Below are 12,801 nucleotides of genomic sequence, written 5' to 3'. Positions count from 1 at the left end.
CTTTAGCTGACCCTCTCTTCAGACACCAGGAAGGTTCACCATGTCCAACGTTTCCACCCAAGGCACCCTCCGCCTCGCCACCCCGGCCAGCGCCCAGGCAGGCAAGGATGTAACTCTTACCTTGGACTCGTCCAAACCAATGACAGTGCGTATTGAAGTTGACCACTGCCCCTGCGGATCCGAACACAACCGGGCAGGCTCCTACGTCGACACCGACTTCAGCCGCTAGCAGTTCCTTACACAGCAAAGCAGGCGCCGGATTCCGGCGCCTGCTTTCTTGTGTGTGCTGGTTGAGCGCTAGGGCCTATTTGGGCATCAGCACCGAGTCGATCAGGTAAACCGTGGCGTTGGCGGTCTGGACGCCACCGCAGATCACGCTGGCGCCATCAACTGTGAGGGCGTCCTTGGTGCCGCCTACCGTCACTTCGCCACCCTGGACCGTCTTGTGGGTACCGACAACCTGGTCCGGGGTCAGCTGACCGGGGACTACGTGGTAGGTGAGAATCTTGCTCAGCAGGGCATCGTCCGTCTTGAGCGTCTCGATTGTTGCGGGGTCGATCTTGGCGAAGGCATCGTCAACCGGTGCGAACACCGTGAATTCGCTGCCGTTCAGGGTGGAAACCAGGTCCACCTTGGGGTTGAGCTTGCCGGAAACAGCGGCTGTCAGAGTCTTGAGCAACGGGTTGTTCGATGCTGCTACGGCAACCGGATCCTGGGCCATGCCCATGACCGAACCGGCACCGTCCGGAACCTGTGCGGCGTAACCGGCGCAGCCGGGGCCCACAAGGTTGGCGGCCGGATCCATGGCGGCGCTGCTCGTTGCGGAGGCCGACGGCGAAGCAGACGGCATTGCCGACGACGTCTCCGGGGCGGCGGACGATGAGGAAGGTGTGCTGGAGGTGCTTGAACCACCACAGGCAGTAAGACCGAGAAGGGCGGCTGCAGTGAGGCCAACGAAGGCGAGGGCGGGGCGCTTTGTGGACAACATGTCATTCTCCTTGTTTTTGGAACCAGGGCGTTGGGTCCATTGGGTGGTGGGACACGGGCTGCTGATGCTGCTTTTGCGTCACCGGCGGTTTGTGTCTCACCAGCTATTCGGAGGGTGGGACGGGGTGGATGGGTGCGGATTGAAAAAGTTTTTTTTAAACCCCTTCGGGGCCGAACCCTTCCTGCTCAGAAATACGGCGTGGTGATCAGCTCCAACGCGTGGCCCGAGGGGTCCTTGAAGTAGACACCCCGCCCGCCGTGGTTGCTGTTGGTCTCGCCGGGCTTAGTCATCTGCGGATCGGCCCAATGCTCGACGCCGGTACTCACCAACTGCGCATAGGCGCGGTCGAAGTGCGCGTCGTCAACCAGGAACGCGTAGTGCTGCATCTGGATCTCGACCGGCGGCTCGGCGAACTGGAGCATCACCCCGCCGGCCAGTGAGATGTTGGTGAATGGCCCCCAGCCGGGAGCGTCGTCGGCTTCCAGGATGGACCGGTAGAAGTCGGCTGAAACAGTGCGGTCGAGGGACGCGATGATGGTGTGGTTGAAAAGTGCAGGCACGCATAACTCCTTTGGTGGGTTTCATTTCGATGGGTTTGAGGGTTCATCGATCCACCAGGAGGTGCCCGCGGGTTGCCAGCGCTTTGGCTGACGGAGCGCGTCAGAGGTCGGCCGGGCAGCCGATCCGTGCAGGGCTGAGGCCCGATCCGGTCATCACATCGGCAAGTCTAGCGGACTGCCGGAGGGCGGTGGCAGGATAGGCGGATGGCTATCGAGGTTCGGCCCGCGACGGTGTTCGATGACGTGAAAACCATGGTGGGGCCCAAGAGCCCCGACTCCAATGTGTGCTGGTGCTTGAGTTACAGGATCCCGTCGAAGCTGAACCAGGAGCTCCAAAAACAGGAGCGCGGCAAGTACGCCAGGAAACTGGTCGCCGAGGACCCGCCGCCCGGAGTGCTGGCGTACGACGGCGACGAAGTAGTGGGGTGGGCGGCCGTGCATCCGCGCGCGGACACCAGTTTCGCCAGGAACCGGAAAATCCCGCACGTGGACGACTCCGGGGTGTGGTCCGTGTGGTGCATCCGCGTTCGACCGGGGCACCGCGGGAAGGGGATCTCGCATGAGTTGCTGCGTGGGGCCATCGACTTCGCCAAGAGCCACGGAGCGCCGGCCATCGAGGGCTATCCCGTGGACAACAAGGGCGGCAAAGTGGATCTGACCATGGCCTACGTGGGCACCCGCAGGCTTTTTGAGAAGGCCGGATTCAAGAAAATCGCAGAAACCACGTCCGTACTCAACGGCTTCCCGAGGGTCCTGATGCGGCTGGACCTCAGCTAGCCCTGCAGCCGTGCCGTCATTTTGTGCGCTTCCTCAAGCAGGAGCTTTCCCAGGAACTCCTGGCGGTCAGCCCGGAAGCGGGGCTCGATGCCGGTCAGGGAAAGGGCCCACGCCGGCCGGCCCTGCTGATCGAAGACGGCCGCTCCCATTCCCCAACTGCCTTCCAGGATCAGCCCGGGATTGACGGAGTAGCCGGCCAGCCGTGTCTTTTCCAGGTTGTCCCGCACCACCTCCGCAGGGTGGCCCGTAGCAAAGTCGCCGGCATGCGCACCCCAGTCCTTGAGCAGTGATTCCTGCTCGTCCGGAGGCAGGAAAGCCATGATGGCAGTCCCCGCAGAAGCCACGCCCAAGGGGAAGCGCACGCCTTCGTGCAGCACGAACGACCGCACGGGAAATGAGCCCTCTTCGCGCAGGACACAGATGGTCTCGTTCCCCCGGCGGATGGAGAAGAACGCGCTCTCCCCCGTTTCCGCTGCCAGCCGGCGCAGCGACGGACGGGCAATGTCCTCCATGGGAAAACGGGCCGCAGCAACGGAGCCCAGCAGGAAGATCTCCGGCCCCATGACCCACTTGCCGGTATCGGAATCATGCTCCAGCAGGCCCTCGGCAGCCAACGAAGTCAGCAGCCGGTGAACTGTGGGCCGGGTCAGCCCTGATTCGCGCACCAGGCCCGCCAGGGACATGCCCTCCGGCTTGCGGCCCACCAACCGCAGCAACTGCGCCACCCTGCCGACAACCTGCGCTCCTTGTACCGCCACAGCACCCTCCAGAAGATTTCATCCATAATATGGACAACCTTGAGCCTAGCGTCCACACCATGAGTAACCAACACCGTGGACCGTTGCGTACACCCCTGAACGAACCTAGGCTCACTCCTAGAATCACGGCAGTCCACAAAGTGGACACACCACCCACATGCTCAGCGAGGAGTTCGATATGTCCACCATGTACGCGAGCGCAGCACAAGCGCTCCATGACCTGATGGCAGACGGCTTGACCATCGCCGTCGGGGGTTTTGGCCTCAGCGGAATCCCTGCCGACCTGATCGACGCCGTCCGCGGGTCGGGAGCCAAGGACCTCACCATCGTCTCGAACAACATGGGCGTTGATGGCAAGGGTCTCGGCGTGCTCATCGAAGCCGGGCAGGTCCGGAAGGTCATCGCCTCCTATGTAGGCGAGAACAAGCTCTTCGCCGAGCAGTACCTGGCCGGCCGGCTGGAGGTCGAGTTCACCCCGCAGGGGACGCTGGCCGAGCGTCTCCGCGCCGGAGGTGCCGGCATTCCCGCCTTTTACACGCGGACCGGCGTGGGCACTTTGGTTGCCGAAGGCAAGCCGCTGGAAGAGTTCGACGGCGTGACGTACGTCCGTGAGCGCGCCATCACCGCAGATGTCGCGCTGGTCCACGCCCACACGGCCGACACGGACGGCAACCTGGTGTACCGGTACACGGCCCGGAACTTCAATCCGGTGGTGGCCACCGCGGGCAAGGTGACCATAGCCGAGGCCGAGGTCATGGTGAAACCAGGGGAACTGGACCCCAACCACATCGTCACTCCGGGCGTCTACGTCCAGCGGCTGGTGCAGGCAACCAGCCGGGTCAAGGACATCGAACAGCGCACGGTCCGGCCCCGCCCGGAATCGCAGCGTGCTGAAGCGCTCACGGTCTGACGCGCTGAGAGAATAAGGAGCACTCACCATGGCATGGACACGAGACCAGATGGCCGCGATCGCGGCCGAAGAATTGAACGACGGCGACTACGTCAACCTCGGCATCGGCATCCCCACGCTGGTGGCCAACAACCTGCCCGACGGCGTGCGGGTGGTCCTCCAGAGCGAGAACGGCTTGCTCGGGATGGGCCCGTTTCCCTACGAGGGCGAGGAAGACGCCGACCTTATCAACGCCGGCAAGCAGACCGTCACGATCACCCCCGGTGGGAGCATCTTCGACTCCGCCACCTCGTTCGGCATGATCCGCGGGGGCCATGTGAAGGTGGCCATCCTGGGCGCCATGCAGGTCTCCGGCACCGGCGACCTCGCCAACTGGACCATCCCCGGAAAGATGGTCAAGGGCATGGGCGGCGCCATGGACCTGGTGGCCGGGACACCGCGCGTCGTGGTCCTCACGGAACACAACGCCAAGGACGGCTCGGCCAAGATCGTCACCGAATGCACCCTCCCGCTGACGGGACTCCAGTGCGTCGACCGGATCGTCACGGACCTCGCCGTTTTCGATATCGCCCCGGAACCGGAAACGCACGACGCCGGTACCCGCCTGGTGCTGACCCGCCTCGCCCCAGGCATCACGGTGGACGAGGTGCGCAGCAAGACGGACGCAGGGTTCGAGGTGGCGCTCGAAGAAGACGCACAGGAAACAACCCTCGAAGGAGCCAACGCATGAGCCTCAAAGACCAGTTCGGCAAAGACATCCTGCTCACGGGATGGGGCCACAGCAAGTTCGGCAAGCTGACGGATGACACCTTGGAGTCGCTGATCGTCCAGGTGGCCGGTGACGCCATCCGGAATTCCGGCCTGGACCCCAAGGACATTGACGAGATCTACCTCGGCCAGTTCAACTCCGGGATGCAGCCGCTGGGTTTTACGTCGTCGCTGGCGCTCCAACTGTCGACGGATTTGGCCAATGTCCCGGCCACCCGCACTGAAAACGCCTGCGCTTCCGGATCCGCGGCGTTCCAGCAGGGCGTCAAGGCAGTATTGGCCGGAACTGCACGCAATGTCCTGGTGATCGGCGCCGAGAAGATGACCGACGCCGGGGCGGACGTCGTGGGAGCAGCACTGCTGGGAGCGTCCTATGAGATGGCCGGCAAGGCCTCCAGCACCGGATTCACGGGGCTGTTCGCGGAGGTGGCCAAGCACTACGGAAAGCGCTATGGGGCGAACATCGCGGGTCCCGGATTCGAGGCGGGCCTGGGCGATGTCCTTGGCTCCATCGCCGCCAAGAACCACCGGAACGGCATGGACAACCCCTATGCCCAGATGCACCGCGACTTCGGTGAGGAATTCTGCCGGACCACCTCCGAAAAGAACCCCATGGTGGCCGAGCCCCTGCGCCGCACCGACTGTTCGCCCGTCTCCGACGGGGCCGCCGCCGTCGTACTGTCCACGTCGGCGGCCGGCGGCGCTGCCGCGCCTGTACGCCTTGCCGGGTTCGGGCACGCGAACGACTTCTTCCCGGCGGAGAAGCGCGATCCCACCGAGTTCGCTGCCACCCGGGCGTCGTGGGAGCGGGCGTTGGGTATGGCCGGCGTCGGGATTGACGGCTTGGACTTCGCCGAAGTGCACGACTGTTTCACCATCGCCGAGCTCATCATGTATGAGGCCATGGGCCTGACGCCGCGCGGTGAAGGCTCCCGGGCCGTGAAGGAAGGCTGGGTCTCCAAGGACGGCAAACTGCCCATCAACGTATCGGGCGGCCTGAAGGCGAAGGGCCACCCAGTTGGCGCCACCGGGGTGTCGCAGCATGTCATCGCGGCCATGCAGCTCAGTGGCTCGGCCGGTGACATGCAGTTGCCCAACGCCCGCCGGGGCGCCGTCCAAAACATGGGTGGCGTGGGCATCGCCAACTACGTCAGTGTCCTGGAAGCCATGTAGCTAGCGGTTACGGATCAGCGCGGCGATCTCCGCGAACCCGAGCCGCTCTGCGTTCTGCAGGGCGCTTCGGCCTTGGGGATCGCGGATGTCCGGGCTGGCTCCGGCCGCGAGGAGTTGCCGGACCACGTCCTGTTGGTTGGGCCCACCGTTGTTGAGCAGGATGGCTTCCTGCATGGCGGTCCAGCCCAGGTTGTTGACGTGGTCCACGGGCACCCCCGCAGCGATAAGGATCCGGACAGTCTCCGTGTGTCCGTGCTCGCTGGCCGGGATCAGGGCCGTGCCGCCGTAACGGTTGGTACTGCGCACGTCGGCGCCTGCGGCCAAGGTCAGCTGCAGGACCTCGTTGAAACCCTCAGCCCCGGCATACAGGAACGCGGAGTCCTGGATGTCGTCCTTGGCATTGACGTTGCCACCGGCCGCGATCAGTTCACGGACCTTTGCAATATCGTTGGCCTTCGCGGCGAGAATCAGGAGCCGATCGGTTTCCATCTGGACCTCCGGTGACAGTGTGGCCGGCACGACGGCCGACGACGACGGGCCCGTACCAGCGCTCGACGGTACGGCTGGGGTGGGGGCTGCTTGAGCCGGGGCCGGGGTGGAAGGTGAGGCGTCCGCCGTCGCGCTTGACGTGGCCGATCCCGAACTGGAGGACGGGGACGGCGCGCAGCCGGCCACGAGCCCGGCGATCAGAAGACCTGCCCCGATCACCGAACCCGCAGCCAGGCCACGTACCTTGGTGAAGCTCATACGGTCGAGGCTACTTCGCAGCGGCCAAGGCGTCTGCACCGGCGGTGGCGCAGGCTTCGTCGAGGGCGCCGTCGGGAGCTCCGCCAACTCCGATGCCCGCAACCGAGACCCCGTTGACCTTCAGCGGGACGCCGCCGGCCAGGAACAGGGTCCCGGGGAGGTCGGCGATGGACGGTCCGTTGCCGTTCACGCGCTTGGCCAGCTCGCTGGTCGGAGCCCCGAAAGCAGCAGCCGTGTAGGCCTTTTGCTTGGCAGCTTCGATGGTGTGCTCGGCGGCGTTGTCGCCGCGCAGGAGCGCCTGGACGGTGCCGAAGCGATCAACCAAGGCAACGGTGACGAACGGCAGTTTGTCCGCCTGGCATTTGGCCAGCGCAGCGTTGACGGCCTTGCTTGATGCACCCACGGTGATGCGGTTCTGGGCAACAACGTTTTCCGGCGCGGGCTGGACGTCGGCGGCAACTTTCACGGGGGCGGCAGCCGGCGCGGCGGGCGACACGGCATTGGCTACAGCAGTGACACCGCCGGTGAGCAACAGTGCTCCGGCAGCAGCGGCGGCAATCATCTTGTTGGACTTCTTCACGGAGTTCTCCTCGTTGTGGGCATCAGGTACGTCTCCATGCTTCCGGGGACGGGCCGCAGCCACATCGGCCACCCGCCGCCTCCGGGCTCAGCCTTTCCGCCAGCTGTATCAGCCAAAAGGTGGAGAGACCAGCGGGCACACGGGATCTAGCATGGGAAGGACGCCCTCAACGGAATCGGGAACGGGAACCCTCCATGCCAGCTGCCCCTCCACAGCCTGCGCCGAGCATTCGGCTCGATGGCCGCATTGATGCTGTGGTGCATCTTGGTTTTGCCGTCCTGATGGTCGCTTCGGCGGTGCGTTACGTCATGCGGCACTCCCCCGCCGACAACCTGTGGACGGTGGCGTTGGCCGGAACCGTCTGTGCGCTGTACGCGGTCACTGCGGTGCTGGCCCATCAGCGCAAGTCCGGCCGTCGACGCCGTCATCTGTGGTTGGTGTGGATGGTCGCCTTGGTGGCGGCGTGGGTCGCACTGGTGGTGATTGCTCCCAGCTTCGCGTGGTGCTCCTTCGCCATCTTCTTCCTCACCCGTACGGCTTTCCGCGGGTGGCCGGCGTATGTGGCCGGTGGAGCGACGGCGGCTGCCACCGCCGTCGGGCTCTTCCGGGTGAGCGACTGGACCGATGTCGCCATGCTGCTCGGGCCGCTGGCCGCCGGAGCACTGCTCACCCTGATCTACGACAAGATCGAGCGCGACCAGGAGCAGCTGGCCGCCAGCGAGAGGGAAGCTGGAATCGCCGCTGAGCGTGAGCGCGTTTCACGGGAAATCCACGACACCGTGACCCAAGGCCTGGCCAGCAGCCTGCTGCTCCTGGAAGCGGCCCAGCGTTCCTGGCCGGCTCCCGCGGCCACCATTGACGTGCGCAAGGCGACCGATCTCCTGCGACGCAACCTCGCCGACACCCGCAGCCTGGTGCACGAACTCTCCGCCCCTGGCCTGGAAACCGCGCCACTCCCCGAGGCCCTGGAGCACGCGGCGCGGCAGTATCTGGACATCATCCGTGTGCAGGTCACCGGCGACCCGCGACCCCTCGCTCCCGAAGTGCGGCACGCCCTGCTGCGCGTCACCCAGAGCGCCGTGGCCAACATCAAACTGCACGCCCGTGCCGGCCACGCCAGCGTGACGCTTGGCTACCTTCCGGACGCAGTCACCCTGGACGTGTTCGACGACGGCCGCGGCTTCGATCCCGGATCGGTACCTCCGCCGTCGGAAACGGGAGGATACGGTCTGCGTGCCATGCGCCAACGCGTGGAGCAGTTGGGCGGAGAATTGTCCGTGGAAAGCACACCGGGCGAAGGCACCATCATCGCAGCGCAACTGCCTGCCAGCCCGCCTGCCGGTTCTTCGAAGGAGGCCCTGTGACCACCATTTCCGTGGTGCTCGTGGATGACCACACCGTCGTCCGGAGCGGACTCAAAGCGCTCCTTGGCACCCAGGGCGACATCGCCGTCGTCGGTGAAGCCGCCTCAGGTGAGGAAGCGCTGGAAGCGGCGCAGCGGCACGCTCCGGACGTTGTCCTCATGGATCTGGCCATGGGCACCGGAATGGACGGCATCGAAGCCATCAAGCGGCTCAGGCAAAGCACCCCCAAACAAGCGATCATCGTGTTCACCACCTACGATTCGGACGCCGACATCGTTCGTGCGGTGGACGCCGGAGCCATGGGTTATCTGCTCAAGGACGCCGCACCGGAGGAGATCTTCGCAGCGGTTCGCGGGGCCGTCCAGGGCAAGAGTGTCATGAGTGCGCCGGTGGCATCGCGTTTATTCCAACAGTTGCGGAACCCGGACGAGATCCTGACCCCGCGCGAAGCCGAACTGCTCAGCCTGCTGACCCAGGGCCTCAGCAACCGTGATCTCGGAAAACGGCTCTTCATCTCAGAGGCAACCGTCAAAACCCACCTGGCCCATATCTACGCCAAACTTGGTGTCGAGACGCGGGCGGCAGCCATAGCAACGGCGATCCGGCGCGAGGGGATGCGGTAAGAGACGCTGTTGGTTACTCTGACCCTATGTCGGACGCAGCGGATCGCAAGATGTTCAAATCCCCCGGAACTGCTTTGCTGGTCCGGGGAGTCCTCGCCATTGTCTTTGGCCTGTTGATCTTTGCTTTGCCCAGCGCCACGGCGTTCGTGGTGATCGTCATGTTCGGGGTCTTCGCGATCATTGACGGCATCACCAGCGTGGCGCATTACTACTACGACCCCGCGGGCCGATCCCGCTGGACGATTGCAGGTGGCCTGATCTCCATCGCCGCCGGCATCCTGGCCATCGCCTGGCCCGGCATCACCGCAGCGGCCGTCGGGGTGCTCATCGGTTTGTGGGCTCTGGTGCTCGGGCTTTCCCAGATCGTGCTGTCCCTGGCCGCCAGGACGTTCGTCAGGAGCTGGGGTATCTGGTTCCTGACAGGTCTCATCACCACCGTCTTCGGGATCGTGGTGCTGGTCAATCCGGGCATGGGATTCCTGGGCCTGGTGTGGATGTTGGCGGCCTTTGCGATCGTGACGGGCCTGCTGCTCATCGTCTCCGGCATCGGGCTGCGCAGGCTGGCCCATGCGGAGCCGCTGTACGGCCACTAGGTCACCAGGTCACGGTAAAAAGCCGTCAGGGGATGCGCTCAGCGCCAAGTTCGGTAAGTTAGTGGCTGTGAAGATAGCTACCTGGAATGTGAACTCCCTCCGCGCCCGTGCAGACCGCGTTGAAGCCTGGCTTGAGCGCAGCGACTGCGATGTCCTGGCCATCCAGGAGACCAAATGCAAGGACGAGAACTTCCCATGGGAGCTCTTTGAGCGCATGGGGTACGAGGTTGCGCACTTCGGCGTGAACCAGTGGAACGGTGTTGCCATCGCTTCCCGCGTGGGCCTGGACGACGTCGAACGGACGTTCCTGGACCAGCCCGCGTTCGGCAAGGCCGGCAAGGATCCCGCCCAGGAAGCACGCGCCATCGCCGCTACCTGTGGTGGCATCCGCATCTGGAGCCTCTACGTTCCCAACGGCCGCTCGTTGGACGACGAACACATGCCGTACAAGATCAAATGGCTGGATGTCCTTCAGGGCCATGCCGCCGAGTGGGTCAAGTCCGATCCCACTGCCCAGATCGCCCTTATGGGTGACTGGAACATTGCCCCGTTCGACGACGATGTATGGGACATCGAGCTGTTCCGTACCAACAACTACACGCACGTCTCCGAACCCGAGCGCGCCGCCTTCCACGCGTTTGAAGCCGCCGGATTCACCGACGTCGTCCGCCCCTACACCCCCGGCCCCGGCGTCTACACCTACTGGGACTACACCCAGCTGCGCTTCCCCAAGAAGGAAGGCATGCGCATCGACTTCTGCCTCGCGTCCCCCGCGCTGGCGTCACGGGTCACGGGTGCCTCCATTGACCGCGAGGAACGCAAAGGCAAGGGCGCTTCGGACCACGCTCCGGTCATCGTGGAGCTGGCAGACTAACTACACGCCCACCACGACGAAAGGGGACGGCTGGAGATGACTGGAAACCTGTACCGGGGCCAGGCGGGATTGCCGTTCTCTTCGTCGCTGCGCATTTACGAGCCCCTCGAAGCGTTCCCGCCCGAACAGCAGCGCGAGCTCCTGGCGGAGGGCGGCAAGGCAGGTTCCCGGGCCGCCGTCGAGAATGCGGAGCTGCAAGCCTCGCTGGGGCGCATCACACGTTCCGGCGGCGATCCTTTCCCCACCGGACGAACGGACCTGGTCCGGATGACGCGGGTGCCCACCGGGCGGCACGCTGCGGCGTCTGACCAGGAAGGGCACGACGCCGGGCGGCTGCTTTATTGCCCCAGCCAGCTGGTGATTCGGGCCGGTTTGGCGGCCAACGCGCTGATGGACGGCGTGCATAGCCCGCTCGCGGACCTTCTTATTCCGGTTTCTCAACGGGACAAGCACCAGGTTCGCATCGACCGCATCAACGCCGGGGAGGCTGCCAAGCGCGTCCATACCCGGGCCTCAACCTGGGGAATCCCGTTCAGTTGGTTCTCGCTGTTCGCCGAGTCCGACCGCAAGGACGTGGTGGAATCCGAGGGACGGATTCTCACCGTTCGGGTGTGGACTCCCCTCACGGAGGCCCTGGACAGGGCCCGCTTCGCCGTTGCCCACCTGGCCTTGGCAGCGCCGGACCTGGACATGCTGGATGACCTCACGCAGCTCACTGAATGGCTGGAGTTGTTCCACATCCAGTCCATGGTGGAGCTGGACTACGGCGCAGTCGCGGACAAGGTGTACCCTGACGAGTCCCCCATGGATGTCCGGCTCGGCATCGAGTGCTTGGCCGAGGGTGACATGACCGGCGCGGCCGCTGCCTACCGCCGGCTCGCCTCACGGTGGATCCCCATCCGGCAGTTGGCGCGCGCTTCCTGACCTGTGCCCTAGACGCTGGGCGGCGCTGTTGTCTCGCGCACGATCAGCTCGTGCGGAGCCACCTCCGAATGAACTGCTCCCGGATTCCCGTCCAGCTCATCCAGCAGCATCTTGGTGGCGAGTTCGGCCTGGTCGTCGGGACGCTGGCCCACGGTGGTCAGGCCCATGGAGGCCGAAAAGTCGTGATCGTCAATACCGATCACCGAAAGATCCTCCGGCACCCGGACACCGTGACGGCCAGCCTCGAAAATGACACCCATCGCCATCTCGTCCGAGGAGCAGAAGATTGCTGTGGGCTTGCGTCCGGGCTGGCTCCACAGCCTGTTGAAGGCCTGCTGGCCGCTGGCGACGGTGAAATCGCCCCACTGGTCCCACTCGGCACGGACTTCCAGTCCGGCGTCGGTCATGACTTCCTGGAAGGCACGGATCCGCACGCGGGGAACATCGAAGTTGAGGTCCGTTTCGTCGTCGCCGTGGAGCAGTGCAATGTCCTTATGGCCCAGGTCCAGGAGATGCCGCACGGCGGTGGAGGCGGCGTCGTAGTCGTTGATGCCGATGTAGGCGCAATCCTCTACATGGCCTCCCACGACTACCAGCGGAATGTCGATCTTGTGGAGGTGTTCCAGCTCCTCCTCGGTGAGGGACATACACAGCACCAGCAGGGCATCAATCTGCTTGTAGACCATGGTGGAACTAAAGAGCCGCTCACGGTTGCTGCCATGGCCGCCGAGGTTGAACAGGGAGAGGTTGTACTTGCGCGAATGCAGCTCGCGATCCGCGCCTTCGATGGCCTTGGAGAAAAACCACCGGCTGACGAAAGGGGCCAGGACGCCGATGGTGCGCGTGCGGCCTGTCGCCAACCCCGAGGCCGACGACGACGCCACGTAACCTAAGGAGCTGGCCACTTCGAGGATCTTCTCGCGGGTTGCGGGAGACACCCGCGGCAATCCCCGCACCGCGCGCGAGACGGTCGCCGTCGAGACTCCTGCTGCTGCTGCGACGTCCTCAATACTGACGCCCGTATGGCCGCCGCGTTGGGACCTACCCGTTGTACGTGACACAGGCTCCCCTCTCCGGCCGCCGTTGCTCCGCCTTCACCTTAAAGGTGCACTTGTGGTTTGCAGCCCTCGGTTACGCAGCGACGTAATGCGACTGCGTAACC

The 12,801-nt window shown here is 64.7% G+C and carries 16 protein-coding genes; 10 read left to right on the top strand and 6 right to left on the bottom strand.

Translation table 11 applies throughout. The features are described from left to right. Positions 1-40: 40 nt before the first annotated feature. Entirely contained in the window at positions 41-229 is a 189-nt protein-coding gene (locus tag QF015_RS15505) for a hypothetical protein (RefSeq protein ID WP_310203237.1), read from the top strand. A gap of 75 nt (positions 230-304) precedes the next feature. On the opposite strand, the gene QF015_RS15500 is transcribed toward QF015_RS15505, so the two are convergent. Then, positions 305-988: a fasciclin domain-containing protein gene (locus tag QF015_RS15500; RefSeq protein ID WP_310203239.1), complete on the bottom strand. Its 684-nt coding sequence runs from the start codon at positions 986-988 to the stop codon at positions 305-307. Between the two features lie 185 nt (positions 989-1,173). After that, positions 1,174-1,548: a VOC family protein gene (locus QF015_RS15495; RefSeq protein WP_310203241.1), complete on the bottom strand. Its 375-nt coding sequence runs from the start codon at positions 1,546-1,548 to the stop codon at positions 1,174-1,176. Between the two features lie 204 nt (positions 1,549-1,752). Between QF015_RS15495 and QF015_RS15490 the strand changes: the two genes are divergently transcribed. After that, the gene (locus QF015_RS15490) at positions 1,753-2,325 is read left to right on the top strand and encodes a GNAT family N-acetyltransferase (protein ID WP_310203243.1); all 573 of its coding nucleotides are present in this window, start codon (positions 1,753-1,755) and stop codon (positions 2,323-2,325) included. Here QF015_RS15490 and QF015_RS15485 read toward each other — a convergent pair. Beyond that, positions 2,322-3,083, bottom strand: a complete 762-nt coding sequence (locus tag QF015_RS15485) for an IclR family transcriptional regulator (RefSeq protein ID WP_429390055.1) — start codon at positions 3,081-3,083, stop codon at positions 2,322-2,324. The genes QF015_RS15490 and QF015_RS15485 overlap by 4 nt on opposite strands. 178 nt (positions 3,084-3,261) lie before the next feature. On the opposite strand from QF015_RS15485, the gene QF015_RS15480 reads away from it, so the two are divergent. Genes QF015_RS15480 through QF015_RS15470 form a run of 3 tightly spaced genes read left to right on the top strand, consistent with a single transcriptional unit; the run spans position 3,262 to position 5,934 of the window. Then, positions 3,262-3,993: a CoA transferase subunit A gene (locus QF015_RS15480; RefSeq protein ID WP_310203246.1), complete on the top strand. Its 732-nt coding sequence runs from the start codon at positions 3,262-3,264 to the stop codon at positions 3,991-3,993. Between the two features lie 28 nt (positions 3,994-4,021). Next, the gene (locus QF015_RS15475; protein ID WP_429390054.1) at positions 4,022-4,723 is read left to right on the top strand and encodes a CoA transferase subunit B; all 702 of its coding nucleotides are present in this window, start codon (positions 4,022-4,024) and stop codon (positions 4,721-4,723) included. Further along, positions 4,720-5,934 (top strand): acetyl-CoA acetyltransferase, encoded by a 1,215-nt coding sequence (locus QF015_RS15470; protein ID WP_429390053.1) that lies wholly within the window; start codon positions 4,720-4,722, stop codon positions 5,932-5,934. The genes QF015_RS15475 and QF015_RS15470 overlap by 4 nt, the downstream gene beginning before the upstream one ends. On the opposite strand, the gene QF015_RS15465 is transcribed toward QF015_RS15470, so the two are convergent. Together QF015_RS15465 and QF015_RS15460 are read right to left on the bottom strand one after the other, a co-directional pair. Beyond that, positions 5,935-6,681: an ankyrin repeat domain-containing protein gene (locus QF015_RS15465; protein WP_310203252.1), complete on the bottom strand. Its 747-nt coding sequence runs from the start codon at positions 6,679-6,681 to the stop codon at positions 5,935-5,937. Between the two features lie 10 nt (positions 6,682-6,691). Then, positions 6,692-7,261: a GlcG/HbpS family heme-binding protein gene (locus QF015_RS15460; RefSeq protein ID WP_310203254.1), complete on the bottom strand. Its 570-nt coding sequence runs from the start codon at positions 7,259-7,261 to the stop codon at positions 6,692-6,694. Positions 7,262-7,455: 194 nt separating this feature from the next. Here QF015_RS15460 and QF015_RS15455 point away from each other — a divergent pair, with 194 nt between their 5' ends. From QF015_RS15455 to QF015_RS15435, 5 genes are all read left to right on the top strand, one after another. Beyond that, positions 7,456-8,625: a sensor histidine kinase gene (locus QF015_RS15455; protein ID WP_429390050.1), complete on the top strand. Its 1,170-nt coding sequence runs from the start codon at positions 7,456-7,458 to the stop codon at positions 8,623-8,625. Further along, positions 8,622-9,248 (top strand): response regulator transcription factor, encoded by a 627-nt coding sequence (locus tag QF015_RS15450; protein ID WP_310203258.1) that lies wholly within the window; start codon positions 8,622-8,624, stop codon positions 9,246-9,248. The genes QF015_RS15455 and QF015_RS15450 overlap by 4 nt, the downstream gene beginning before the upstream one ends. 26 nt (positions 9,249-9,274) lie before the next feature. After that, positions 9,275-9,841, top strand: a complete 567-nt coding sequence (locus tag QF015_RS15445) for an HdeD family acid-resistance protein (RefSeq protein WP_310203260.1) — start codon at positions 9,275-9,277, stop codon at positions 9,839-9,841. 67 nt (positions 9,842-9,908) lie between these two features. Then, positions 9,909-10,715, top strand: a complete 807-nt coding sequence (locus tag QF015_RS15440; RefSeq protein ID WP_310203263.1) for an exodeoxyribonuclease III — start codon at positions 9,909-9,911, stop codon at positions 10,713-10,715. 36 nt (positions 10,716-10,751) lie between these two features. Beyond that, positions 10,752-11,639 (top strand): hypothetical protein, encoded by an 888-nt coding sequence (locus QF015_RS15435; protein ID WP_310203265.1) that lies wholly within the window; start codon positions 10,752-10,754, stop codon positions 11,637-11,639. 8 nt (positions 11,640-11,647) lie between these two features. Here QF015_RS15435 and QF015_RS15430 read toward each other — a convergent pair whose 3' ends face one another. Then, positions 11,648-12,700 carry a LacI family DNA-binding transcriptional regulator gene (locus QF015_RS15430; protein WP_310203266.1) on the bottom strand — a complete coding sequence of 351 codons (1,053 nt, stop codon included), beginning with the start codon at positions 12,698-12,700 and terminating at the stop codon, positions 11,648-11,650. Positions 12,701-12,801: the final 101 nt, after the last annotated feature.

The organism is Paenarthrobacter sp. TE4293 (assembly GCF_050435325.1).
In the GTDB taxonomy this organism is placed as follows: domain Bacteria; phylum Actinomycetota; class Actinomycetes; order Actinomycetales; family Micrococcaceae; genus Arthrobacter; species Arthrobacter nitroguajacolicus_C.
This window is presented reverse-complemented; position numbering and strand designations above follow the sequence as displayed.

Coding starts and splice junctions, on each gene's coding strand:
- QF015_RS15505 (WP_310203237.1), top strand. CDS start 41: ATGTCCAACGTTTCCACCCAAGGCACCCTCCGCCTCGCCACCCCGGCC.
- QF015_RS15500 (WP_310203239.1), bottom strand. CDS start 988: ATGTTGTCCACAAAGCGCCCCGCCCTCGCCTTCGTTGGCCTCACTGCA.
- QF015_RS15490 (WP_310203243.1), top strand. CDS start 1,753: ATGGCTATCGAGGTTCGGCCCGCGACGGTGTTCGATGACGTGAAAACC.
- QF015_RS15480 (WP_310203246.1), top strand. CDS start 3,262: ATGTCCACCATGTACGCGAGCGCAGCACAAGCGCTCCATGACCTGATG.
- QF015_RS15475 (WP_429390054.1), top strand. CDS start 4,022: ATGGCATGGACACGAGACCAGATGGCCGCGATCGCGGCCGAAGAATTG.
- QF015_RS15470 (WP_429390053.1), top strand. CDS start 4,720: ATGAGCCTCAAAGACCAGTTCGGCAAAGACATCCTGCTCACGGGATGG.
- QF015_RS15465 (WP_310203252.1), bottom strand. CDS start 6,681: ATGAGCTTCACCAAGGTACGTGGCCTGGCTGCGGGTTCGGTGATCGGG.
- QF015_RS15455 (WP_429390050.1), top strand. CDS start 7,456: ATGCCAGCTGCCCCTCCACAGCCTGCGCCGAGCATTCGGCTCGATGGC.
- QF015_RS15445 (WP_310203260.1), top strand. CDS start 9,275: ATGTCGGACGCAGCGGATCGCAAGATGTTCAAATCCCCCGGAACTGCT.
- QF015_RS15435 (WP_310203265.1), top strand. CDS start 10,752: ATGACTGGAAACCTGTACCGGGGCCAGGCGGGATTGCCGTTCTCTTCG.